The following is a 22,394-nucleotide window of genomic DNA, read 5'->3' on the forward strand; positions in this document are numbered from 1 at the left end:
TTACGACGCGTGCTTCGCGGCCGGCTGCGAAGGCAGCAACCGGCGGTGCAGCGCGATCGCGAACGGGATCCAGCCGATCCAGCGCACGAGGTCGACGATTTCGTTGTCCCAGTGCCAGTCGTCGATCGCGTCGAAGTGCAGGTCGAGGCGGTCCTCGACGTAGCCCCAGAAACTGAGCCACGCGGCGAGGAACGCCAGGATCGCTCCCTTCGCGCGGCCCTGCGGCGAGGCGTGCCGCCACATCGGCGCGGCGACGAGCAGGCCCACGATGGCGACGTAGAGCACCGTGCGCAGCACGGGGTGCGTGTCGAAAGTCTGCAGGAGCAGCGGCTCGCTCGCGATCATCTTGGCGGCGGTCCAGCCGAGCACACCGGCGCCGATCCACAGGATCTGCGGGAAACGCTCGACCGCCTTCAGAACGATGGTGGAGCCCCAGACCACGATCGGGATCGAGATCGCGAGGCCGATCAGCACGAGCAGGACACTGCCGTGCGCCGCGCCTCCGATCGCCAGCACGTTGTCGACGCCCATCACGGCGTCCGCGACGATGATGGTCTGGATCGCGCCGCGGATCGACGAAGTCGAGGCGATCTTGTGCTCACCGCCGCCGGTCTCGTCGGTGAGCTTCCAGCCGATCCAGGCGAGCGCGGCGCCGCCGATCAGCAGGAAGCCGGGGATCTTCAGCAGCCACACGACGACCGAGGTCAGCGCGACGCGCACCGCGATCGCGCCGAACGTGCCCCAGAGGATCACGCGGCGCTGGTGCTCGCGCGGGACGTTGCGCGCGGCGAGCCCGATGACGATGGCGTTGTCGCCGGCGAGCACGAGGTCGATCACGATGATGGCGGCGAGCGCCGACCACCAGGCGTTGGAGAACAGTTCGACGGCCATCGCGTGCTCCCGGGCTCGAGATTCCGCTAGTGTAGTCGGGTTTCAGTTGTCAGGAGTCAGTTGGCAGTTGACAGTAGCTGCGAGTCACCGGTGGCGGCGCATTGAGCGCCGTGGCAATGTCCTCGTGGGTCGGGCAACGGGCCCACCCGCAGCAACGCCGCATCGGCGCTCGACGCGCCGCCAGCGGAAACACGGGCGCCACTGTCAACTGTCAACTGACTCCTGACCACTGTCAGGCCTCGAGCTCGCACGGCCGCACCCCCGCCGCGCCGACCTCGAGCCACGTGGCGCGGTCGCGCCAGTCGGAGAGGACGATCCGCTCGCAGGCCCGGCCGTCGACGTCGTGCCGATGCGTCGCCGGCCGGTGGGTGTGGCCGTGCACCATGCGCGTCGTCCCGGCGTCGCGGAACGCGCGAATCACCGCGTCGTCGCTCACGTCCATGATCTCGTCCGGCTTGTCGCGCGTCGCGATCCGGCTGCGCCGGCGCAGCCACGCCGCGACGGCGCGCCGGACCGGCCAGGGGAGCGCGAGGAACCGTCGAAGTCGCGCAGGGTCGCGGACCCATGCGCGGTAGCGCTGGTAGTCGGCGTCGCCGGTGCACAGTTCGTCGCCGTGCAGGAGCAGCGTCGGCACGCCGCCGACGTCGGCGACGACGCGCTCGGGCAGGAGCGTCGCGCCGGCGGCCCGGGCGAAGCGCGGGCCCAGCAGGAAGTCGCGGTTGCCGTGCATCACGCCGAGCGCGACGCCTGCGTCCGCGATGCCCCGCAGCGAGGCGACGACCGACGCCGCAAAACGCTCGTGGATGCCCTCGTCGCCGATCCAGGTGTCGAAGAGGTCGCCCAGGATGCGCACCGACCGCGCTGTGCGGGCCGGTCCGCGCGCCCACGCATGGAAGGCCTCCGCGATGCCCGGCCGCGCGGGCGACAGATGCAGGTCGGAGGCGAAAAGGTCGGGAGCCATCGCCGCTACCCCTGCCCGGAGCTCGCCTAGACCACGACCTCCGCCTTGCGGATCACCACGTCGGCGATGGGCACGTTCTCGTGCATGCCGCTGCGGGCGGTCGCCACGGCCTTGATGCGATCGACGACGTCGCCGCCCTCGACGACCTTCCCGAACACCGTGTAGCCCCATCCGTTGCCGCCGGGCGACTTGAAGTCGAGGAAGTCGTTGTCGGCGACGTTGATGAAGAACTGCGCGGTCGCCGAGTGCGGGTCGCCGGTGCGCGCCATCGCCACCGTGTGGCGCTTGTTCTTGAGGCCGTTCGCGCCCTCGTGGGCGACCGGTTTGCGCGTGGGCTTCTGTCGCATCCCCGGTTCGAAGCCGCCGCCCTGGACCATGAAGCCGTCGATCACGCGGTGGAACACCGTGTTGTCGTAGTGGCCGTCGCGCACGTACTGCAGGAAGTTCGCGACGGTCGCCGGCGCGTTGGCGTCGTCGAGCGAAAGCACGATGTCGCCCTGGTTCGTTTCGAGTCTCACGTTCGTCATGCGTCTCTCCGTTCGCGCCCGCGGGGGCGTTCGCCGTCGTCCGGCGTTACAGCACCCTGGCGCGGGTGATCACCACGTGCGTCGCGGGCACGTCCTTCGGGAACGGGCCGCCCTTGCCCGTCGGGGCCTTCGCGATCCGGTTCACGACGTCCATGCCCTGCACGACCTTGCCGAACACCGTGTACCCGTAGCCCTCCACCGTGGAGTCGCGGTAGTTGAGGAACTTGTTGTCGGCGACGTTGATGAAGAACTGCGCGGACGCGGAGTGCGGATCCCGGGTCCGCGCCATCGCGATCGTGCCCGGCGTGTTGAGGAGCCCGGCCTTCGACGAGGCGTCGGCCTCGTTGCGGATGCCCGGGCGCGTCGGCTTCTCGGAGAAGTCGGTCGTGTAGCCGCCGCCCTGGATCATGAAGCCGTCGATGACGCGGTGGAACTGCGTGCCGTCGTAGTGGCCCGCCTTCACGTAGGCGAGGAAGTTCTCGACCGTCTTCGGCGCCGCCTTCGCGTCGAGTTCGAGCACGATCTTGCCCGCGGTGGTGTCGAGTTCGACCTTCTGGGCGAGCGCAGGGGCCGACGCGAGCGCGGCGGCGAAGACAACGGCGAGGATGCTGCGGGTCATGCGGAACCTCCGGGGAATGGCGGGAACTATCGGGTGGCGAGCGCTTCGCGCACGAGCTTGAGCTTGGCCGGCGCGGCGCCCTTGCCCTTTTCCAGCGCGACGGCGCGCTCGTACTGGCGCGCGGCGAGCTGGGCGTACACGTCGCCCAGGTTCTCGATCGCGGGCGCGTACTCGGGCGACGCCGCGATCGCGAGATCGAGTTCGGCTTTCGCGAGATCGAGGTTGCCCCGCGCGGCGTAGTGGACGGCGAGGTTGTTGTGCACCTCGGGCAACTCGGGGAAGTCGGCCGCGAGACCGCGCAAGGTCGCGATCGCGGCATCGGCGTCGCCGCGATCCGACTGCGCTACCGCCTTCAGGAACCGCGCCTGCGGCTCGCGCGGCCGCTCGCGCGAGAGCGCGTCGAGCTTCGCGATCGCCTCGTCGTAGCGCTTCTGCGCGAGGAGTTCGCGCGCCTCCTTCAGGCCGGCCGCGTAGGCCTTCATCGCTTCGGCGGAGAACTCGGCCGGTAGCGGCGTGGGCGGCGGCTCGGGCGGCGGCTTCGTCGCGGGCGCCTGCGCGAGCGCGTGCGAGGCGACGAGCGCGGCGAACGAGGCGACGAGGAGACGGGCGCGGACCATGCGGAAGGAGCCGATTCTAGCGCAAGCCCCCGCAAGCCCGCGGAGGCGGAGACCCGGGTCGAAGCGCGCGTGGCGTCAGGCCGAGCGCAGGCGGAGGACGGTCGCGTCGATCAGGCGGCGCGCGATCGACACCGGCGAGGGGAGCGTGGGGAGCGCGTCGAGCGCGAACCATCGCGCGTCGGTGATCTCGGGATCCTCGAGGCGGATCTCGCCGCCCGCGTACTCGGCGGTGTACGCGATCATCAGCGAATGCGGGAACGCCCACGACTGGCTCGCGAAGTACGCCGGATCGCGCACCTCCATGCCGACCTCCTCGCGCACTTCGCGCCGGATGCAGTCCTCGATCGTCTCGCCGGGCTCGACGAAGCCGGCGAGCGCCGAGTACATCCCGGGAGCGAACCGCTCGGAGCGCGCGAGGAGCACTTCGCGGCCGCGCGTCACCAGCGTCATCATCGCCGGCGACACCCGCGGATAGGCGACGAGCCCGCACGACGGACATTCGCGCGCGCGTTCGTCGGGGCGGGATCGCGTCGGCGTCGCGCAGCGCCCGCAGTAGCGGTGCGAGCGGTCGAAGTCGGCGACCTGGAACGCGCGCGCGGCGAGCGCGAGGAGCGCGTCCGGCAACCTCGTAAAGTAGGTCCGCAACCCGGCGGCGATGAAGCCCGGCGGGGCGGAGATGTCGTCGCCGAGCGCGACCGCCACGCAGGGCACGCCGGCGAGATCGCCGAGGAAATGCCGTTCCCCGGCGAGGCCGGCGGCGTCGAGGTCCGCGAGCGTGGCGATCGTCGCGGCGCCGGCGTCGCCGCGCGCGACGAGCTTCGTGCCGGAGAACGCGAAGGCGAGCGTGCCGCCCGGGAGGTCGGCGGGCAGCCGGTGCGAAGGTGCGAATCCGGGAGGCGTGTGCATGACGGCGCGATCGCGCCGTCGATTATGCCGCAGCAGCGCGGCAGCTTCGGAGCCGTCAATGAGCCCGGCACGGATGCCAGGCTCCCGCGCGGCCCGTCACCTCACGAACGCGCCGTCCTTCCCGATCGCGGTCAGTTCGATGAACCGCGAGCCGCTGTGGTCGGTCGGCGTGTAGGTCACGGTGAAGCCACCGACGTCGTAGTCGTTCATCGTCTCGAGGGCCGCGATGAGCTTCTCGCGCGTCAGGTCCCGCCCCGCGCGGCGCAGGCCCTCGACCAGGACCTTCGCGGCGATGAAACCTTCGAGGCTCGTGAACGAGAGTTTGTCCTTGCCGGCCTCGGCCGCGATGAGCTTCTGGTACTCCTTGACCACCGGCGTGCCGATGTTCCACGGGAACGGAACGACCTGCGAGATGCCGACGCCGCGCCCTTCGGGACCCAGCGCTTCGGCGAGGCCCCGGCTGCCGACGAACGACACGTTGAGGAACTGCGCGTGGATGCCGGCGGCCATCATCGCCTTGATGAACGCGGCGCAGCCCTTGTAGGCGCCGATCATGATCACCGCCTGCGGGTCGAGCTTCGACAGCGTCGCGACCGCCGCCTTCACGTCGGTCGAATTGCGCTCGACCGTGGCGGTGCCGGTGATCGGCATGTTGCGCGCCTTCATCGCGCGCTCGACGCCTTCGAGGCCCGCCTTGCCGTAGGCGTCGTTCTGGTAGAACACCGCGATGCGCTGCATGCGCAGCGTCGCGAGCAGTTCGACGAGCTTCTCGGTCTCGACGAAGTAGCTCGCGCGGACGTTGAACACGTAGCGGTTGAACGGCTTGCGGAACACCTCGGCGCCGGTGAACGGCCCGACGAGCGGCACCTGCGCGCGCGTGAACACCGGCATCGAGGCGAGCGTCGTCGGCGTGCCGACGTAGCCGAACAGCGCGAAGACCTGGTCGGTCTCGACGAAGCGGCGCGTGTTGGCGAGCGAGCGGTCGGGCTCGTAGCCGTCGTCGAGCGTCCGCAGTTCGATCCGGCGGCCGTTGACGCCGCCGCGCGCGTTCACCGCGTTGAAGTAGGCGAGGGCGCCGGCGCGCATCTCGGTGCCGAGGTCGGAGGCCTGGCCCGAGGTGGCCGCGGACTGGCCGATGACGATCGTGGTCGAGGTGATGCCCTGCGCCGCCACCGTGACCGGAACGGACGCGGCCAGCAGGGCGGCAGCGAGGAACGAGCGCAACGTCATGGGCGACCTCGGGGTGGGTGGAGAGGCGTCGCGGCGAGCCGTGGCCGACACCATTCGGGAGCAAGCATCGGGCCAGCGGCGATGTCTCGGCGCCGCACTCCTCCCCCCGTCAGCCGAGCCGCAGCGGCAGGGTCCGCAGCCGCTTGCCGGTCGCCGCGTAAACGGCGTTCGCGAGCGCCGGAGCGATCACCGGCGTCCCGGGCTCGCCCACCCCGGTCGGCTTGCCCGCCGACGGCACGATGTGGACCTCCACCGCCGGCATTTCGTGGATGCGGAGCACCCGGTAGTCGTGGAAGTTCGACTGTTCGACCAGCCCGTCCTTGACGGTGATCGCGCCGAAGAGCGCCGCGGAGAGTCCATACCCGATCCCGCCTTCCATCTGCGCGCGCACGCCGTCGGGATTGACCGCGAGGCCGCATTCGACCGCGCACACCACGCGATCGACCGCGATGCCGCCGTCGGCTTTCACCGTTGCGTCGACCGCCTGCGCCACGACGGTGCCGAACGACTCGTGCACCGCGATGCCGCGGCCCCGCTTCTCGCCCGCCTTGCCTGCCGCGAGCGGGCTGCCCCATCCGGCCTTGCTCGCCGCGAGTTCGAGCGCCGCGAGGTGGCGCGGGTGCTGCGCGAGGAGCTTGCGGCGCAGTTCGACCGGATCCTGTTTCGCCGCGACGGCGAGTTCGTCGAGGAAGGTCTCGGTCGAGAATGCGGTGTGCGACGAGCCCACCGATCGCCACCACTGCACGGTCGGAGCCTCGGCGGTCGAATGGAGGTCCACGGCGATCGCCGGGATCGCGTAGGGCAGGTTCCTGGCACCTTCCACCGAGGTCGGGTCGATCCCGGTCTTGCGGACCGCGCCTCCGAAGATCGTGTCCTCGAGGATCGACTGGCCGACGATGCGGTGCTGCCAGCCGACGATGGCGCCGCCCGCGTCGAGCCCGGCGCGCAGCGTGTGCAGGTACATCGGCCGGTACATGCCGCCGCGCATGTCGTCCTCGCGCGTCCAGACGAGCTTCACCGGGACACCCTTCGTGCCCGACTTCGCGAGCCGCGACACGATCTCCGCGCATTCGACGACGTAGTCCGACTGGGGATTCGCGCGCCGGCCGAAGCTGCCGCCGGCGTAGAGCATCGTGATCGAGACCTGCTCCGGCTTCAACCCGACGACCTGTGCGATCGCCTTCTGGTCGCCGGTCTGGAACTGCTCGCCGTTCCACACCTCGCACTTGTCGTCCGACAGGCGCATCACGCAGTTCATCGGCTCCATCGCCGCGTGCGCGAGGTAGGGAAACTCGAAGCTCGCCTCGAGCTTCGTCGCCGCCGCCGCGATGGCGGCCGCCGCGTCGCCGTCGGCGCGCGCGACCTTGCCCGGCTTCTGCGCGAGCTTGCGGTACTCGTCCATCAGTTCGCCGGTCGAGCCCTTCCACGCGCGGTTCTCGTTCCACTCGACCTTCAGCGCGTCGCGTCCCTTCTTCGCCGCCCAGAACCCGTTGGCGAGCACCGCGATGCCGGACGGGAGTTCGAGCACGCCGCGCACCCCCGGCACGTCGCGCACGCCGCTCGCGTCGAAGCTCCTCACGCGCGCGCCGAAGCGCGGCGGGTGCAGCACGACGGCGGTCAGCATGCCCGGGAACTGCACGTCCTGCGTGAACTGCGCGGTGCCGTTCGACTTCGCGAGCGCGTCGACGCGAGGAAATGTCTTGCCGACGAACACGAAGTCCTTCGGGTCCTTGAGCGTGACCGTCGCGGGCACCGGCATCGCGGCCGCGTCCGAGGCGAGTTCGCCGAAGCTCGCCTTGCGGCCGGAAGCGTGGGACACGACGCCGCCCGACACCTCGATCGCGCCGGCGGGGACGTTCCACTTCTTCGCCGCCGCGGCGACCAGCATCGCGCGCGCGCTCGCGCCGGCGTTGCGCAACTGCTCCCACGAATTCGCGATCGCCGACGATCCGCCGGTGCCCTGCATCGGCCCCCACGAGAGGTTGTTGTAGCGCGACGCGTCGGCCGGCGCGCCGACGACACGGACCTGGCTCCACGCGGCGTCGAGTTCCTCGGCGACGATCGTGGCGAGCCCGGTGTACGCGCCCTGGCCCATCTCGACGTGCTTCGCGACCACGGTCACCGTGTTGTCGCGGCCGATGCGCACGAACGCGTTGGGTTCGAACGGCGGCGCGATCGCCGTGGCGCCGGCCTTGCCCGGAGCGCCGGACTGCGCGGCCGCGGGAAGGACCACGCCGAGGACGAGGCCCGCGCCGGCCGCGCCGCCGGCCTTGAGGAACGCCCGGCGCGAGCGCGACAGGTTGACGATGCGAGTGTCGGTCATCGCGGCCTCCGTCACGCCAGCGCGCGTGCCGCTTCGTGGATCGCAGCGCGGATGCGGACGTAGGTGGCGCAGCGGCACAGGTTGCCGGCCATCGCCTGGTCGATGTCGGCGTCGGTCGGACGCCGGTTCTTCGCGAGCAGCGCGGCCGCGCTCATGACCTGGCCCGACTGGCAGTAGCCGCACTGCGGCACGTCGAGCTTGACCCACGCGGCCTGAATCGCCTGGCCTTCCTTCGACTTCAGGCCCTCGATCGTGGTGATCTCGGCACCCTGCTTGAGCGAGGAGAGCGGCACCTGGCACGAGCGCACCGGCGCCCCTTCGAGGTAGACGGTGCAGGCGCCGCACTGCGCCACGCCGCAACCGTACTTCGTGCCGGTGAGCTTCAGCGAATCGCGCAGGATCCACAGGAGCGGCGTGTCGCCGGCGACGCCGGCGGCGATGTCGACGCGCTCCTTGTTGACGAACAGGACGGGCATGGGGACGGCTCCGGGAGCCGCGGGCACGCTCGGCCGCGCGGCGAAGCGGCGATGGTAGGCGAAGGCGCGGCGCTTGGCCATTCTGCGAAGCCCGGTGCAGCCGCGCGGCTGCGCGGCGCGTCGGACGGGGATGGGCGCGAGGCGCCCGGGGCCGGCCGCGTACTCGGAAAACGCCCGGCGCGACAAGGACTTGGCGCTCGCCGTGGTAAAATCGCAGGTTGCGAACGTCTCGGTGACCCCGATGGAAGCGGAACAACTGAACCTGATCGCCCACACGCTCGCCGACCTCGAATCGAGGACGGCCGAGATGCGGAGGTTCCTTTGACTTCGACCTGAAGTCGAAGACGCTGGAGGAAGTCCGCCGCGCGCTCGAGGATCCGCAGGTCTGGAGCGACCCGGAGAAGGCGCAGCAGCTCGGGCGCGAGAAGAAGGCGCTCGAAGGCGTCGTGACGACGCTCACCGATCTCGGACAGGGGCTCGCCGACAGCAGCGAACTGTTCGAACTCGCGCGCGACGACGGCGACGACGCGACGCTCGCGGCGGTCCGCGACGACGTCGCGCGTCTCGCGAAGACGCTCGAGGACCTCGAGTTCCGGCGGATGTTCGGAAACCCGATGGATCCGAACAACTGCTTCGTCGACATCCAGGCGGGCAGCGGCGGGACCGAGGCGCAGGACTGGGCGGCGATGCTCCTGCGCATGTACGTGCGCTACTGCGAGCGCAAGGGCTACGCGGTCGAGGTGCTCGAGGAGTCGGAAGGCGAGGTCGCGGGGCTCAAGAGCGCGTCGATCAAGGTCGGCGGCGACTACGCGTTCGGCCATCTGCGCACCGAGACCGGCGTCCACCGCCTCGTGCGCAAGAGCCCGTTCGACTCGAACGCCCGGCGACACACGTCGTTCGCGAGCGTGTTCGTCTACCCGGAGGTCGACGACTCGATCGAGATCGAAATCAATCCCGCCGACTTGCGCATCGACACCTATCGCTCGTCGGGCGCCGGCGGCCAGCACATCAACAAGACCGACTCGGCGGTGCGGATCACGCATCTGCCGACCAACATCGTCGTGCAATGCCAGAACGACCGCTCGCAGCACCGCAACCGCGCCGAGGCGATGGCGATGCTGAAGGCGAAGCTCTACGAACTCGAGCTGCGCAAGCGCCAGGCCGAGCAGCAGAAGCTCGAGGACAGCAAGACCGACATCGGCTGGGGCCACCAGATCCGCAGCTACGTGCTCGACCAGTCGCGCATCAAGGACCTCCGCACGAACCACGAGGTCGGCGACACCCAGCGCGTCCTCGACGGCGACCTCGACGACTTCATCGCCGCCAGCCTCAAACAAGGCGTGCAGTAGGCGTTGGCGTGATTTCCTTCATCTTCGACATCGACGGCACGATCATCGACTCGATGCCGTTCCACGGCAGCTCGTGGGAGGCGTTCCTCGTGCGCCGGGGCATCCCCTACGACGGCGAGCGCTTCCTGCGCAGCACGGCGGGACGCACCGGCGTCGAGATCATGCGCGAACTCTTCGGCCCGATGAGCGACGATGCCGCGTGGGCGCTCGTGCACGAGAAGGAGGACGTCTACCGCGAGCTCTTCCGGCCGGCCTTCCGCGAGATCGACGGCTTCCGCGCGTTCGCGCGCGCGGCGCGCGGCGAAGGCATCCGCATCGGCTGCGCGACCGCCGGGGACGCGAACAACATCGCGTTCGCGCTGGAGGGCCTGGGCATGGCGGGCGAATTCGACGCGCTGGCCGGCGCGCACGACGTCGCGAACGGCAAACCGGCGCCCGATCTCTTCCTGCTCGCCGCGCAGCGGATGGGCGCCGACCCCGCGTCCTGCATCGTGTTCGAGGACGCGCCGCTCGGCATCGAGGGCGCGCGGCGCGCGGGAATGCTGGCGGTCGGCGTTACCTCGGGCGAGAGCGCCGAGCGTCTCGCCGGCTCGCATGTCATCGCGACGATCCCCGACTACCGGACGGTGCGCCCGCGCGACGTCCTCCACCTCGCGCACGCCGCGCGCGCGACGGCGCGTGCCGCCGACCGCAGCCTGTCAGGAAGCCCATGACCGACGCCACCACTCCGCCCGCGCAGGACGAGAACCAGATCATCGCCGAGCGCCGCGCGAAGCTCGCCGAGTTGCGGCGCGCCGGCCAGGCGTATCCGAACGACTTCCGGCGCGACGCGCTCGCGGCGGACCTCCACGCGCACCACGACGCGGAGGCGAACGACACGCTCGAGCCGAGGGCGATCCGCGTCGCGGTCGCCGGCCGCATGATGCTGAAGCGCGTGATGGGCAAGGCCTGCTTCGCGACGCTGCAGGACATGTCCGGCCGCATCCAGCTCTACGTGACGCTCGACGGTGTCGGGGCGCAGGCGCTCGACGCGTTCAAGCACTGGGACCTGGGCGACATCGTCGGCGCGACCGGCACGCTCTTCAAGACCAAGACCGGCGAGCTGTCGGTCAAGTGCGACTCGGTGCGCCTGCTCTCGAAGGCGCTGCGCCCGCTGCCGGAGAAGTTCCACGGGCTCGCCGACCAGGAGCAGAAGTACCGGCAGCGCCACCTCGACCTCATCACCAATCCGGCGTCGCGCGACGTGTTCGTCCGGCGCTCGCAGATCGTGCAGGCGATCCGCGAGTTCTTCGTGGCGCGGGGCTACCTCGAGGTCGAGACGCCGATGATGCATCCGATCCCCGGCGGCGCGGCCGCGCGGCCGTTCGTGACCCACCACAACGCGCTCGACATGCAGCTCTTCCTGCGCATCGCGCCGGAGCTCTACCTGAAGCGGCTGGTGGTGGGCGGGCTCGAGCGCGTATTCGAGATCAACCGCAACTTCCGCAACGAGGGCATCTCGACGCGCCACAATCCCGAGTTCACGATGCTCGAGTTCTACGAGGCGTACCGGGACTACCGCTACCTGATGGACCTGACCGAGGAGCTCCTGCGCACGGTCGCGATGCGCGTGCTCGGCACGACGATCGTCACCTATCAGGGCGAGACGATCGACTTGGGCGCGAAGTTCGACCGACTGACGATGGCCGAGGCGATCCACAAACACAACCCGCGCTACCCGCTGCACGAGCTCTCGAAGCCCGAGTACCTGCGCGTCGCGCTCGCGCCTTTCGACGAGGAAGTGTTTCCGACCGACGGCGTGGGCCTGCTGCAGTTGAAGCTCTTCGAGCAGACGACCGAGGAGAAGCTCGTGCAGCCGACCTTCATCGTCGCGCACCCGACCGACGTCTCGCCGCTCGCGCGCGCGAACGACGCCGATCCGTCGGTCACCGATCGGTTCGAACTCTTCATCACGCGCCGCGAGATCGCCAACGGGTTCTCGGAGCTGAACGACCCGGAGGACCAGGCCGCGCGCTTCGCCGCGCAGGCCGCGGCCAAGGAAGCGGGCGACGAGGAGGCGATGTACTACGACGCCGACTACGTGCGCACGCTCGAGTCGGGCCTCCCGCCGACGGCGGGCGAGGGCATCGGCATCGACCGCCTCGTGATGCTCCTCACCGACAGCCCGTCGATTCGCGACGTGATCCTGTTTCCGCAGCTCAAGGCCGAGGCGTAGGCGCGCCCTGTGGGTCGGGCTTCAGCCCGACCGATCCGTGCCGATGCCACGCAAAGGCGTCGGCCTGAAGGCCGACCTACCATGGTGGGACGCGATGTCGGCCTGAAGGCCGACCCACAACCTCTCCCGTAGGTCGGGCTTCAGCCCGACGGGCGAGGCGCCGTGGGTCGGTCTTCAGCCCGACGTTCGCGGCGCCGTGGGTCGGGCTTCAGCCCGACGGGTTTCAGGATTCGCGCAGATACTGGTAGGGGGTACTTGACGGATACCCTAGCAGGGTATACAGTGTCCCCATGGATGCGCTCGCCGTCGATTCCCCCGCCTCCGTTTCGAGCCGCCCGGAAGCACCGGCCGCCGATCGCGTGGACCTCGCCCTCGAGGGCATGACCTGCGCCGCGTGCGCGACGCGCATCGAGAAAGTGCTGAACCGGCTGCCCGGCACGCAGGCGGCCGTCAACTTCGCGACCGAGTCGGCGCAGGTGCGCTTCGATCCCGTGTCGACGCCGGTCGAGGCGCTCCTCGCCGCGGTCGAGCGCGCCGGCTACAAGGCGCGCGTCAAGGCCGAACTCGAAGAGGAGCGCGCGAAAGAGCAGAAGCGCAAGGCGGCGGCGTACCGCTCGCTGCGGCGCGAGTTCATCGTCGCCGCGCTGCTCACGCTCCCGCTCGTGGCGCAGATGGTGCCGGCGTTCCTGCAGCAGGGACCGCTGGCGTGGTTCGGCCCCGACGCGCACCACGACGTCCTGCCGCGGTGGCTGCAGTTCGCGCTCGCGACGCCGGTCCAGTTCTGGATCGGCCGGCGCTTCTACGTCGGCGCGTTCCACGCGCTGCGCGGCGGCGGCGCCAACATGGACGTGCTCGTGGCGCTCGGCACGTCGATGGCGTGGGCCCTGTCGGCGGTCGTGACCGTGCTCGGCCTCCACCAGCACGTCTATTTCGAGGCGGGCGCGGCGGTCATCACGCTCGTGCTGCTCGGGAAGCTCCTCGAAGCGCGCGCGAAGGCCGGGACCTCGGCGGCGCTCGAAGGCCTCGTCAAGCTGCAGCCGAAGACCGCGCGCGTCGAGCGCGACGGCGCGCTCGTCGAAGTCCCGCTCGCGGAGGTCCACGCGGGCGACCGCATCGTCGTGCGCGCGGGGGACGTCGTCCCGGTCGACGGCAAGGTCGCGACCGGAACATCGGCGGTCGACGAGAGCATGCTGACCGGCGAGAGCCGGCTGGTGCCGAAGGCGCCGGGCGAGCGGATCTTCGCGGGCACGGTGAACCAGGACGGGATGCTCGTCGCCACCGCGACCGGCGTCGGCGCGACGACGCTGCTCGCGGGCATCGTGCGTCTCGTCGCGGAAGCGCAGGGCAGCAAGGCGCCGATCCAGCGGCTCGCCGATCGCGTCTCGGGCGTGTTCGTGCCGGTCGTCGTGGCGATCGCCATCGTGACCTTCATCGCGACGTTCCTCGTGACCGGCGAAGGTGCGCGCGCGCTGATCCATGCGGTGGCGGTGCTCGTGATCGCCTGCCCCTGCGCGCTCGGACTCGCGACGCCTACGGCGATCATCGTCGGCACCGGGCGGGCCGCGCAGAGCGGCATCCTGATCCGCAATGCCGCCGCCCTCGAGCATGCGGGACGGTTGACGAGCCTCGTCGTCGACAAGACCGGCACGCTCACCGAGGGACGTCCCGCGGTCACCGGCGTGATCGAGGTCGAGCGAGGCACGCGTTCGCGCGCGCTCGCGATCGCCGGGGCCCTCGAACAGGGATCGACCCATCCGCTCGCGCAGGCGGTCCTGCGGTTCGCCGGCACCGAAGGCGCCACGCCGATCGCGATCGACGCCTACCGGTCGATACCGGGGAAGGGCGCGCAGGCGCGCGCGGCCGACAGCGGCGAGACGGTGCGGATCGGCGCTCCGGGCTGGCTCGCGTCGGAGGGCGTGGCGGTCGAGGGCGAAGCGGTCGATGAGGTCGCGCGCGACGGCCACACGATCGTCGCGGTGAGCGAGGGCGCGCGGCTTCTCGCGGTCATCGCGCTCGCGGACCGGATCCGGCCGACCTCCGCCGCGGCGATCGCGCGTTTGCGGGAGGCCGGCATAAGCGTGACGATGCTCACCGGCGACCACGAGGCGACCGCGGCGGCGGTGGCGAGGGCGGTCGGCATCGACCGCTGGCGCGCCGGCGTGCTGCCCGCCGGAAAGCTCGAGGCGGTGCGCGCGGCGAAGGCGTCGGGCGCGGTGACCGGCATGGTCGGCGACGGCGTGAACGATGCGCCGGCGCTGGCCGAGGCCGACGTGAGCTTCGCGATGGGCGCGGGCTCCGGCATCGCGATCGAGAGCGCGGACATCACGCTGGTGCGCGACGACCTCGACGCGGTGGCGGATGCGATCCTCTTGTCGCGCGCGACGCTCTCGAAGATCCGCCAGAACCTGTTCTTCGCGTTCGCGTACAACGTGCTCGGCATCCCGCTCGCGGCGTTCGGCTGGCTGAGCCCGATGATCGCCGGCGCCGCGATGGCGGCGTCGTCGGTCTCGGTCGTGGGCAATGCCCTGCTGCTCAAGCGCTGGCGCGCGGGTGCGTCGGCTTCGACGAAGTGAAAGGAGAGGCGATGGAAACGGTGACCCTGAAAGTGAACGGCATGACCTGCGGCGGATGCGTCGGCAGCGTGACCCGGGTGCTGAAGGCGCTGCCCGGCGTCGACGCGGTCGACGTCCAGCTCAGGCCCGGCCAGGCGACGATCCGCTACGACGCGGCGAAGGTGGCGGTGCCGAAGCTCAAGGCCGCGATCGAGGATGCGGGCTATGACGTCGCGGCGTAAGGCCGCGCCCGCGCAGACCGGTCACGCGCACGCCGGTCACGAGCATCCGGCAACGCCGCGCGGCGAGGCGCAGCGCGCGCTTCTCGGCAAGCGCATCGCGCGCATCGAGGGCCAGGTACGCGGCATCGCGAAGATGCTCGCCGACGACCGCTACTGCGTCGACATCCTGACCCAGGTCTCCGCCGTGCGTTCGGCGCTCGACGCGCTCGGGCTCGAACTGCTCGAGCACCACCTGCACGGCTGCGTGGCCGACGCGGTGAAGTCGGGCAAGGGCGATCCCGCGATCGACGAGGCGATGCACGTCATCCGTCGGTTCGCCGCCTGAACGGCGCCTGCGGCATCGCGCGCGTGCCCGACAACGGGACGGCGCGGCGGCCGGTCGCCGGGATGGGATAATCGCGCCCGGCGGGGTGTGGCGCAGCCCGGTAGCGCGCTTGCTTTGGGAGCAAGATGTCGGAGGTTCGAATCCTCTCACCCCGACCATGTCCACGCGGCAGACAACGCGCGGCGGCCCTGCGGGAGCTGCAGGGTTCACCGTGCTACACTGCGCGCCTCGCAGCAACGGGCCGGCATCGCGTTTTCCGGCCCGACCGACCGGCACCGCGCCCGTAGCTCAATCGGATAGAGCACCGGCCTTCTAAGCCGGGGGTAACAGGTTCGAGTCCTGTCGGGCGCGCCACTTCCCGCAAGCCGGCGCGCGGCGCCTGCCGCAGCGGCCGGCGCGACGAAGGTTTCAGTGGTGGCTGTAGCTCAGCGGTAGAGTCCCGGATTGTGATTCCGGTTGTCGTGGGTTCGAATCCCATCAGCCACCCCACCCCTCCCCGCGTCCTGCGCGGGCGGGCCGCTTCCCTCGTCCGCCGTCGCGGCGCGCGCCAGCCTCCGACCCCACGTCGGACGTCCCGGCACGACCGGCCGCGCCACCCAGAGAGGCTCTCATGACCGACGCTCGCCGCCCGTTCGTCCACGCGCTCGCGATGTTCCTCGTCGCGCTCGCGACCGCCGGATGCGCCACGCCTCAGTCCGCGCAGGCGCCGCGCAACGTCATCATCATGTACGCCGACGGCGTGGCGGCCACGCAACTCGAGTTCGGCCGCTACTCGAGCCAGGCGATCCGCAAGAAACCCTTCGCGGTGACCGACACCGTGCTGAAGCAGGGCACGATCGGCCTCGTCTCCACCTATCCGTACGAAGCGTTCGCGACCGATTCGGCGGCCACCGCGTCGGCGATGTCGACCGGCGTGAAGACCACGATCGGCGCGATCGGCGTCGGGCCGGACGGGAAGCCGGTCCGCGCCGCCGCGGAGGCGGCGAAGGCCGGAGGACGGCGCGTCGGACTCGTCACGACGTCCGAGATCTGGGACGCATCGCCCGCCGCGTTCTCGGTGCACGCGAAGAGCCGCAGCGAGGGCGCGGCGATCGTGGACCAGTACCTCGCGCTCGAGCCCGACGTGCTGCTCGGCGGCGGCGCGGATTTCTTCCTGCCGAAGCCGGGCGGCAAGCGCGGCGACGGCAAGGACGTGATCGCGGGCTTCGGTGCCAAGGGCTACACGATCGCACGCAACACCGCCGAACTGCGCGCCGCGGGCACCGGGCGCCTGCTCGGCCTCTTCTCCGGCGATGCGCTCGACCACACGATCGACCGCGCGGGGACGAACGAGCCCACGCTCGCCGAGATGACCGAAGCGGCGCTGCGCGTACTCGCCGCCCCGGGTTCGCCGGGGTTCTTCCTGTTCGTGGAGAACGAGAGCACCGACACGCTCGGACACCGCAACGACGCCGCCGGATTGATGCGGGAGATGTGGGCCTTCGACGATGCGGTCGAGGTCGCCCTCGAGTTCCAGCGGCGCTCGCCCGACACGCTCGTGATCGTCACCGGCGACCACGAGACCGGTGCGCTCTCGGTCACCTACGCGCTCAAGGACCTGACCTCGACGTCGAGCCGGAACCGCTTCTATGCGGGGAACGCGCAGCTCGAGATGCTCATGTCGATCAGCCTCTCGCTCGACAAGGCGGCCGGGGTGCTGGGCAAGAAGCCCGACGCCGCGGCGCTCGACAAGCTCGTCGCGGAGCATTTCCCCGGCTTCAAGCTCGACGACGACCTGCGCAGCGCGATCCTCGAGCAGCGGCCGCTGGAGCGCAATTTCAGCTATCCGACCCAGAATTCGCTCGGCCGCATGGTGTCGCGCCAGACCGGCATCTATTGGGGAACGTCCGGCCACAGCACGGAACCGGTCGTCGTCGGCGCCGTCGGGCCCGGCGCGGAGCGGTTCAAGGGCTACATGGACAACGCCGATTTCGGACGCATCCTGCAGGGCCTGCTGGAACGGCCGTAGGCTTCGCATCGCGCGGTCCGCGGAGGACCGCCGACATCGGTTCCCTTGCGCGCCCGCGCGGCGCTCGCGCCGCAGCGCACCGGTTATGCTTGCGGCTGTCCGCGTGCCCCGACGCACGCGCGAACCGGGGAGGACCACGATGGCCGGGAAGCGGGTGCATTCGAACGCGGGCGCGATCGTCCGCCGCCACCGCGTCGAGCGGGGCGCGAAGTTCCGGTTGAAGGACCACGATCCGGGCGACACCGGGCCGCTCGACGACGAGGACAAACCGCGGGCGAAGGAAGCGCTCGAGGCGGGCAAGGCCGCGCTCGCCCTGCTGCAGGACAAGCTCTACGCGCAGGACCGCTGGTCGGTGCTGCTGGTCTTCCAGGCGATGGACGCGGCCGGCAAGGACGGCGTCATCAAGCACGTGATGTCGGGCGTCAATCCGCAGGGCTGCCAGGTGTATTCATTCAAGGCGCCTTCGCCCGAGGAACTCGACCACGACTGGATGTGGCGCTGCGCGCGCGCGCTGCCCGAGCGCGGCCGCATCGGCATCTTCAACCGCAGCTACTACGAGGAAGTGCTGGTGGTGAAGGTCCATCCGGAGATCCTCCGCGCGCAGAAGCTGCCGCCCTCGCTCGTCGGCCGGCGCATCTGGAAGGAACGCTACCAGGACATCCGCGGCTTCGAGCGGCACCTCGCGCGAAACGGCACGCTGATCCTCAAGTTCTTCCTCAACGTCTCGCGCGGCGAGCAGAAGAAGCGCTTCCTCGAGCGCATCGAGGAGCCGGCGAAGAACTGGAAGTTCTCGGCGGGCGACGTCAAGGAACGCGCCCATTGGAACGAGTACCAGGACGCCTACGAGACGATGATCCGCGAGACCGCCGCGCCGCACGCGCCGTGGTACGTGGTCCCGGCCGACAACAAGTGGTACACGCGCATCGTCGTCGGCGCGGCGATCGTCGACGCGCTCTCGGGCCTCGACCTCCGCTACCCGCGCCTCTCGAAGACCGAACTGGCCGAGCTCGCCCGGGCGAAGAAGGCGCTCGTCGCCGAGCGGAACTGACCGCGGCCCGCCTCCTCGATGCGCTTCACGATCGCGACCTACAACATCCACAAGGGGTTCTCGCACCTCGTGCGGCGCATGGTGATCCACGAACTGCGCGAGCGGCTGCGCCACCTCGACGCCGACGTGCTGTTCCTGCAGGAGGTGCTGGGCTCGCACGAGCACCACGCGGTCCGCTACGACGACTGGCCGGGCAAGCCGCAGCACGAGTTCATCGCGGACCAGGTCTGGCGCGAGACCGCCTACGGCAAGAACGCGGTCTACCGGCACGGCCACCACGGCAACGCACTGCTGTCGCGCTACCCGATCGTCGTGCAGGAGAACGAGGACATATCGGCGCATCCGTTCGAGAGCCGTGGCCTGCTGCATTGCGTCGTGCGCCTCGGCCGACGCATGCCCGACCTCCACTGCATCAACGTCCACCTCGGGCTGTTCGAGCGCGGCCGCCAGTGGCAGGTCCGCGCGCTGTGCGAGCGCATCCGGCGCACGGTGCCGCGATCGGCGCCGCTGATCGTCGCCGGCGACTTCAACGACTGGCGTCACCGCGCCAACCGCCAGCTCGTCGACCAGCTCGCGCTGATCGAGGTGTTCGAGGCGGTCAAGGGGCGCACGGCGCGCACCTTCCCGTCGATGCTGCCGGTGTTCCGCCTCGACCGCATCTACGTGCGCGGACTCGACGTGATCGACGCGCGCGTGCACTACGCCTACCCGGGGCGACGGCTCTCCGACCACGCGGCGCTCGCCGCGACCTTCGAGCTGGCGGCGCGGACCCGGCAGTGACCGCGCGACGATGAAGCGCTACTCGCCCGGCAACGAGCTCGTGCTCCTGAAGGGCGGTGCGACGTTCTTCCCCGCGCTCGTCGCGGCACTGGACACGGCGGAACGCGAGATCTGGCTCGAGACCTACATCTTCGCCGACGATCCGGCCGGACGTGCGGTCGCCGACGCGCTGGTGCGCGCCGCGCAGCGGGGCGTCGCCGTGCGCGTGCTGGTCGACGGCTGGGGCGCCAAGCACTACCTGACGCCGCGCCTCGAACGGATGCTCGTCTCCGGCGGCGTGTACCTGCTCAAGTACCGCCCCGAGGTCCGGCCCTGGCACTTCCGCTCGCACCGGCTCCGCCGCCTGCATCGCAAGCTCTGCCACATCGACGGGCGCATCGCGTTCGTCGGCGGGATCAACATCATCGACGACATGAACACGCCGGGGCACCGCCCGCCCCGTGTCGACTTCGCGGTGCGCGTGCGCGGCCCGGTCGCCGCGTCGGTGGTGCAGGCGATGGCGCGCCTGTGGGCGCTGAACGAACTCGTCCAGTTCCGGACGAGCGACGTGCCGCTGTTCCCCGACCTCGTGCCGGTCGACCGAGCGGGGACGCAGACGGCGCGGCTCGCGATCCGCGACAACCTGCGCCACCGCCGGGACATCGAGGTGGCCTACCTCGCGGGCATCCGTGCGGCGCGGCGCGAGATCCTGATCGCGAACGCCTACTTCTTCCCCGGCATCCGTTTCCGCCACGCGCTGATCGCCGCCGCCGCGCGCGGCGTGAAGGTCACGCTGCTCCTGCAGGCGAAGGTCGAGTACCGGCTGCTGCATTTCGCGAGCCGCGCGCTGTACGGCCACTTCGTCGGGGCCGGCATCGTGATCCAGGAGTACCACCGCTCGTTCCTGCACGCGAAGGTCGCGGTGATCGACGACCGCTGGGCGACCGTCGGGTCGTCGAACATCGATCCCTACTCGCTCCTGATGGCGCGCGAAGCGAACCTGTTCGTGCGCGACGCGGGCTTCGCCGACCGCCTGCGCGTCGATCTCCGCGCGATGATCGACGCGGGCGCGCGCCCGGTCGATCCGAAGCGCTGGCTCGGCCGCTCGCTCGTCTCGAAGGCGGCCTGCTGGATCGCCTACGGCATCGTGCGCGTGGGCATGGGCGTCCTGGGCTACGGCGGCAACGAGTGGTGGCGCGGGCGGCCGCGCAGGCGCTGATTTCCGCGTCGCGCCACCGGGCCGCGCGGACCGGCGAAGCGCGCCCCCCCCGCCTGCTAGACTGCGGTCATGCGCGGCGCACGCTCGGGACGCCTGCCGCTGCCCGCGGAGCAGGGCGTCGCCCGCACCGAGCGGGGTGCGTGGCAGACCATCCGCACGCTCCTGCCCTACCTGTGGGAGTGGCGGGCGCGCGTGGGCTTCGCGCTCGCCTGCCTCGTGGCGGCGAAGGTCGCGCAGGTCGGCGTGCCGCTGCTCCTGAAGGAGATCGTCGACGGTCTCGACCGGGAGCGCGCGCTCCTCGTGGTGCCGTTCGTACTGCTGGCGGCCTACGGCCTGCTGCGCCTGTCGACGACGTTCTTCACCGAGCTGCGCGAGTACCTGTTCGCGAAGGTCACGCAGCGCGCGGTCCGCGCGATCGCGCTCAGGGTGTTCCGCCACCTGCACGCGCTGTCGTTGCGCTTCCACCTCGCGCGGCAGACCGGGGGGCTCACCCGCGACGTCGAGCGCGGACAGCGCGGCATCTCGACCTTGGTGAGCTACGCGCTCTTCTCGATCCTGCCGACCGCGGTCGAGATCACGCTGGTCTGTGCGATCCTCGCGACGCACTACGACTGGAGCTTCGTCGCGATCACCGGCGGCGCGCTGGTGCTCTACGTCGCGTTCACCGTGGCGGTCACCGAGTGGCGGACGCACTTCCGGCGGCAGGCGAACGAACTCGACAGCCGGGCGAACACGCGCGCGATCGACAGCCTGATCAACTACGAGACGGTCAAGTACTTCGGCAACGAGGAGTGGGAGGCGCGCCGCTACGACGAGAGCATGCAGAGGTGGGAGCAGGCCGCCGTGGTGAGCCAGACCTCGCTGTCGCTCCTCAACGTCGGGCAGAGCGCGATCATCGCGGTGGCGGTCACGCTCATCATGTGGCGCGCGACCGAGGGCGTCGTCGACGGCACGATGACGGTGGGCGACCTGGTGCTGGTCAACGCGTTCATGCTGCAGCTCTACGTGCCGCTCAACTTCCTCGGCGTCATCTACCGCGAGATCCGGCAGGCGCTCGCCGACATGGAGCGGCTGTTCGCGCTGATCGACGAGCACACCGAGGTGCGCGACGCGCCCGGAGCACGGACGCTCGAGGTGCGGGGCGGCGAGGTGCGCTTCGACGACGTGGTCTTCCGCTACGAGGCGGACCGTACGATCCTCGCCGGCGTCTCGTTCGCGGTGCCGGCCGGGCGGACGGTGGCGATCGTCGGGCCGTCGGGCTCGGGCAAGTCGACGATCGCGCGGCTGCTGTTCCGCTTCTACGACGTGACCGGCGGGCGCATCACGATCGACGGCCAGGACCTGCGCGACGTGACGCAGGCGAGCGTGCGCGCTGCGATCGGCATCGTCCCGCAGGACACCGTGCTCTTCAACGACACGATCGAGTACAACATCGCCTACGGCCGGCCCGGCGCCTCGCACGAAGACGTGGTCGCCGCCGCGCAGCTCGCGCGCATCCACGACTTCGTCGTCTCGCTGCCGCAGGGCTACGCGACGCCGGTCGGCGAGCGGGGGCTCAAGCTCTCCGGCGGCGAGAAGCAGCGCGTCGCGATCGCGCGCGCGATCCTGAAGCGCCCGGCGATCCTCGTGTTCGACGAAGCGACTTCGGCGCTCGACTCGGCGAACGAGCGCGCGATCCAGGCCGAACTCGCGGCGATCGCCCGCGAACGCACGGCGCTCACCATCGCGCACCGGCTCTCGACGATCGTCGACGCCGACGAGATCCTCGTGCTCGACGCCGGGCGCATCGTCGAGCGCGGGCGCCACGCCGCCCTGATCGCCGCCGGAGGCGCCTACGCCCGGATGTGGCAGTTGCAGCAGCACGAGGCGGAGATCGAGGCCGAGCGCCGCGACACCGGCCCCGCGGACCGGCCGGGGACCTCGGGACCGGAGCCGGTTCGGGTGGACGCGGACTGATCTCGCTCCCGGGCCGCGTTCCGCGGCGCCCGAAGGGGCTCGACTGGCCGCTCCGCCCACCCGGGACAGGGCCGCTGGCATCTCGCGTGCTTGCCGGGTTCGGGGCAGGGGCCCGCCGCGCCCGGGCTTTGGCGTCCGGCCCCGGCGATGGTATAAAGCCGGACCGACTTC

At 70.7% G+C, this 22,394-nt stretch carries 21 protein-coding genes and 3 tRNA genes; 15 read left to right on the forward strand and 9 right to left on the reverse strand.

Going from position 1 to position 22,394, the window contains the following annotated elements:
• From HS109_09065 to HS109_09105, 9 genes are all read right to left on the reverse strand, one after another.
• On the reverse strand, positions 1–891 hold the full coding sequence (locus tag HS109_09065; protein MBE7522524.1) for a TerC family protein: 891 nt from the start codon (positions 889–891) through the stop codon (positions 1–3).
• 232 nt (positions 892–1,123) lie between these two features.
• Positions 1,124–1,852: a UDP-2,3-diacylglucosamine diphosphatase gene (locus HS109_09070; protein MBE7522525.1), complete on the reverse strand. Its 729-nt coding sequence runs from the start codon at positions 1,850–1,852 to the stop codon at positions 1,124–1,126.
• 26 nt (positions 1,853–1,878) lie between these two features.
• Positions 1,879–2,379, reverse strand: a complete 501-nt coding sequence (locus HS109_09075; GenBank protein MBE7522526.1) for a peptidyl-prolyl cis-trans isomerase — start codon at positions 2,377–2,379, stop codon at positions 1,879–1,881.
• 46 nt (positions 2,380–2,425) lie between these two features.
• Complete coding sequence (locus HS109_09080) at positions 2,426–2,998, reverse strand: peptidylprolyl isomerase (protein ID MBE7522527.1); 573 nt, start codon at positions 2,996–2,998, stop codon at positions 2,426–2,428.
• A 26-nt stretch (positions 2,999–3,024) separates the two neighbouring features.
• A complete protein-coding gene (locus HS109_09085; GenBank protein MBE7522528.1) occupies positions 3,025–3,615 on the reverse strand; it encodes a tetratricopeptide repeat protein in 591 nt (196 codons plus the stop codon).
• A 75-nt stretch (positions 3,616–3,690) separates the two neighbouring features.
• Complete coding sequence (gene nudC, locus HS109_09090) at positions 3,691–4,521, reverse strand: NAD(+) diphosphatase (GenBank protein MBE7522529.1); 831 nt, start codon at positions 4,519–4,521, stop codon at positions 3,691–3,693.
• Positions 4,522–4,617: 96 nt separating this feature from the next.
• Positions 4,618–5,751, reverse strand: a complete 1,134-nt coding sequence (locus tag HS109_09095) for an ABC transporter substrate-binding protein (GenBank protein MBE7522530.1) — start codon at positions 5,749–5,751, stop codon at positions 4,618–4,620.
• Between the two features lie 109 nt (positions 5,752–5,860).
• Positions 5,861–8,074, reverse strand: a complete 2,214-nt coding sequence (locus tag HS109_09100; protein MBE7522531.1) for a xanthine dehydrogenase family protein molybdopterin-binding subunit — start codon at positions 8,072–8,074, stop codon at positions 5,861–5,863.
• Positions 8,075–8,085: 11 nt separating this feature from the next.
• Positions 8,086–8,550, reverse strand: a complete 465-nt coding sequence (locus tag HS109_09105; protein ID MBE7522532.1) for a (2Fe-2S)-binding protein — start codon at positions 8,548–8,550, stop codon at positions 8,086–8,088.
• Positions 8,551–8,623: 73 nt separating this feature from the next.
• Here HS109_09105 and HS109_09110 point away from each other — a divergent pair, with 73 nt between their 5' ends.
• The 15 genes from HS109_09110 to HS109_09180 all read left to right on the forward strand — a co-directional run bounded on the left by HS109_09110 (position 8,624) and on the right by HS109_09180 (position 22,223).
• Positions 8,624–8,875 (forward strand): hypothetical protein, encoded by a 252-nt coding sequence (locus tag HS109_09110; GenBank protein ID MBE7522533.1) that lies wholly within the window; start codon positions 8,624–8,626, stop codon positions 8,873–8,875.
• Positions 8,792–9,899 (forward strand): peptide chain release factor 2 gene (prfB, locus tag HS109_09115; GenBank protein ID MBE7522534.1). Its coding sequence is split into 2 segments (ribosomal slippage): positions 8,792–8,872 and positions 8,874–9,899, totalling 1,107 coding nucleotides; the frame shifts between segments, so codons are not numbered across the junction. The genes HS109_09110 and prfB overlap by 84 nt, the downstream gene beginning before the upstream one ends.
• 53 nt (positions 9,900–9,952) lie before the next feature.
• Positions 9,953–10,612 (forward strand): HAD-IA family hydrolase, encoded by a 660-nt coding sequence (locus HS109_09120; GenBank protein MBE7522535.1) that lies wholly within the window; start codon positions 9,953–9,955, stop codon positions 10,610–10,612.
• Entirely contained in the window at positions 10,609–12,114 is a 1,506-nt protein-coding gene (gene lysS / locus HS109_09125; protein ID MBE7522536.1) for a lysine--tRNA ligase, read from the forward strand. Before HS109_09120 ends, lysS begins: the two co-directional genes overlap by 4 nt.
• Before the next feature lie 290 nt (positions 12,115–12,404).
• Complete coding sequence (locus HS109_09130) at positions 12,405–14,687, forward strand: copper-translocating P-type ATPase (protein MBE7522537.1); 2,283 nt, start codon at positions 12,405–12,407, stop codon at positions 14,685–14,687.
• Positions 14,688–14,698: 11 nt separating this feature from the next.
• Positions 14,699–14,908 (forward strand): heavy-metal-associated domain-containing protein, encoded by a 210-nt coding sequence (locus tag HS109_09135; protein ID MBE7522538.1) that lies wholly within the window; start codon positions 14,699–14,701, stop codon positions 14,906–14,908.
• Positions 14,892–15,233, forward strand: coding sequence for a metal-sensing transcriptional repressor (locus tag HS109_09140; protein MBE7522539.1), 342 nt, complete (start codon positions 14,892–14,894; stop codon positions 15,231–15,233). Before HS109_09135 ends, HS109_09140 begins: the two co-directional genes overlap by 17 nt.
• A gap of 81 nt (positions 15,234–15,314) precedes the next feature.
• Positions 15,315–15,391, forward strand: a tRNA-Pro gene (locus HS109_09145).
• Between the two features lie 119 nt (positions 15,392–15,510).
• Positions 15,511–15,587: transfer RNA gene (locus HS109_09150), tRNA-Arg, on the forward strand.
• A 60-nt stretch (positions 15,588–15,647) separates the two neighbouring features.
• Positions 15,648–15,722: transfer RNA gene (locus HS109_09155), tRNA-His, on the forward strand.
• Between the two features lie 121 nt (positions 15,723–15,843).
• Complete coding sequence (locus HS109_09160) at positions 15,844–17,241, forward strand: alkaline phosphatase (GenBank protein MBE7522540.1); 1,398 nt, start codon at positions 15,844–15,846, stop codon at positions 17,239–17,241.
• 139 nt (positions 17,242–17,380) lie between these two features.
• Positions 17,381–18,289, forward strand: coding sequence for a polyphosphate kinase 2 family protein (locus tag HS109_09165; protein ID MBE7522541.1), 909 nt, complete (start codon positions 17,381–17,383; stop codon positions 18,287–18,289).
• Between the two features lie 18 nt (positions 18,290–18,307).
• Positions 18,308–19,069 carry an endonuclease/exonuclease/phosphatase family protein gene (locus HS109_09170; protein MBE7522542.1) on the forward strand — a complete coding sequence of 254 codons (762 nt, stop codon included), beginning with the start codon at positions 18,308–18,310 and terminating at the stop codon, positions 19,067–19,069.
• A gap of 10 nt (positions 19,070–19,079) precedes the next feature.
• The gene (gene clsB, locus HS109_09175; protein ID MBE7522543.1) at positions 19,080–20,267 is read left to right on the forward strand and encodes a cardiolipin synthase ClsB; all 1,188 of its coding nucleotides are present in this window, start codon (positions 19,080–19,082) and stop codon (positions 20,265–20,267) included.
• Positions 20,268–20,336: 69 nt separating this feature from the next.
• The gene (locus HS109_09180; GenBank protein MBE7522544.1) at positions 20,337–22,223 is read left to right on the forward strand and encodes an ABC transporter ATP-binding protein/permease; all 1,887 of its coding nucleotides are present in this window, start codon (positions 20,337–20,339) and stop codon (positions 22,221–22,223) included.
• Positions 22,224–22,394: the final 171 nt, after the last annotated feature.

Source organism: Burkholderiales bacterium (assembly GCA_015075645.1).
GTDB lineage: Bacteria > Pseudomonadota > Gammaproteobacteria > Burkholderiales > Casimicrobiaceae > VBCG01.

Coding starts and splice junctions, on each gene's coding strand:
- HS109_09065 (MBE7522524.1), bottom strand. CDS start 891: ATGGCCGTCGAACTGTTCTCCAACGCCTGGTGGTCGGCGCTCGCCGCC.
- HS109_09070 (MBE7522525.1), bottom strand. CDS start 1,852: ATGGCTCCCGACCTTTTCGCCTCCGACCTGCATCTGTCGCCCGCGCGG.
- HS109_09075 (MBE7522526.1), bottom strand. CDS start 2,379: ATGACGAACGTGAGACTCGAAACGAACCAGGGCGACATCGTGCTTTCG.
- HS109_09080 (MBE7522527.1), bottom strand. CDS start 2,998: ATGACCCGCAGCATCCTCGCCGTTGTCTTCGCCGCCGCGCTCGCGTCG.
- HS109_09085 (MBE7522528.1), bottom strand. CDS start 3,615: ATGGTCCGCGCCCGTCTCCTCGTCGCCTCGTTCGCCGCGCTCGTCGCC.
- nudC (MBE7522529.1), bottom strand. CDS start 4,521: ATGCACACGCCTCCCGGATTCGCACCTTCGCACCGGCTGCCCGCCGAC.
- HS109_09095 (MBE7522530.1), bottom strand. CDS start 5,751: ATGACGTTGCGCTCGTTCCTCGCTGCCGCCCTGCTGGCCGCGTCCGTT.
- HS109_09100 (MBE7522531.1), bottom strand. CDS start 8,074: ATGACCGACACTCGCATCGTCAACCTGTCGCGCTCGCGCCGGGCGTTC.
- HS109_09105 (MBE7522532.1), bottom strand. CDS start 8,550: ATGCCCGTCCTGTTCGTCAACAAGGAGCGCGTCGACATCGCCGCCGGC.
- HS109_09120 (MBE7522535.1), top strand. CDS start 9,953: ATGCCGTTCCACGGCAGCTCGTGGGAGGCGTTCCTCGTGCGCCGGGGC.
- lysS (MBE7522536.1), top strand. CDS start 10,609: ATGACCGACGCCACCACTCCGCCCGCGCAGGACGAGAACCAGATCATC.
- HS109_09130 (MBE7522537.1), top strand. CDS start 12,405: ATGGATGCGCTCGCCGTCGATTCCCCCGCCTCCGTTTCGAGCCGCCCG.
- HS109_09135 (MBE7522538.1), top strand. CDS start 14,699: ATGGAAACGGTGACCCTGAAAGTGAACGGCATGACCTGCGGCGGATGC.
- HS109_09140 (MBE7522539.1), top strand. CDS start 14,892: ATGACGTCGCGGCGTAAGGCCGCGCCCGCGCAGACCGGTCACGCGCAC.
- HS109_09160 (MBE7522540.1), top strand. CDS start 15,844: ATGACCGACGCTCGCCGCCCGTTCGTCCACGCGCTCGCGATGTTCCTC.
- HS109_09165 (MBE7522541.1), top strand. CDS start 17,381: ATGGCCGGGAAGCGGGTGCATTCGAACGCGGGCGCGATCGTCCGCCGC.
- HS109_09170 (MBE7522542.1), top strand. CDS start 18,308: ATGCGCTTCACGATCGCGACCTACAACATCCACAAGGGGTTCTCGCAC.
- clsB (MBE7522543.1), top strand. CDS start 19,080: ATGAAGCGCTACTCGCCCGGCAACGAGCTCGTGCTCCTGAAGGGCGGT.
- HS109_09180 (MBE7522544.1), top strand. CDS start 20,337: ATGCGCGGCGCACGCTCGGGACGCCTGCCGCTGCCCGCGGAGCAGGGC.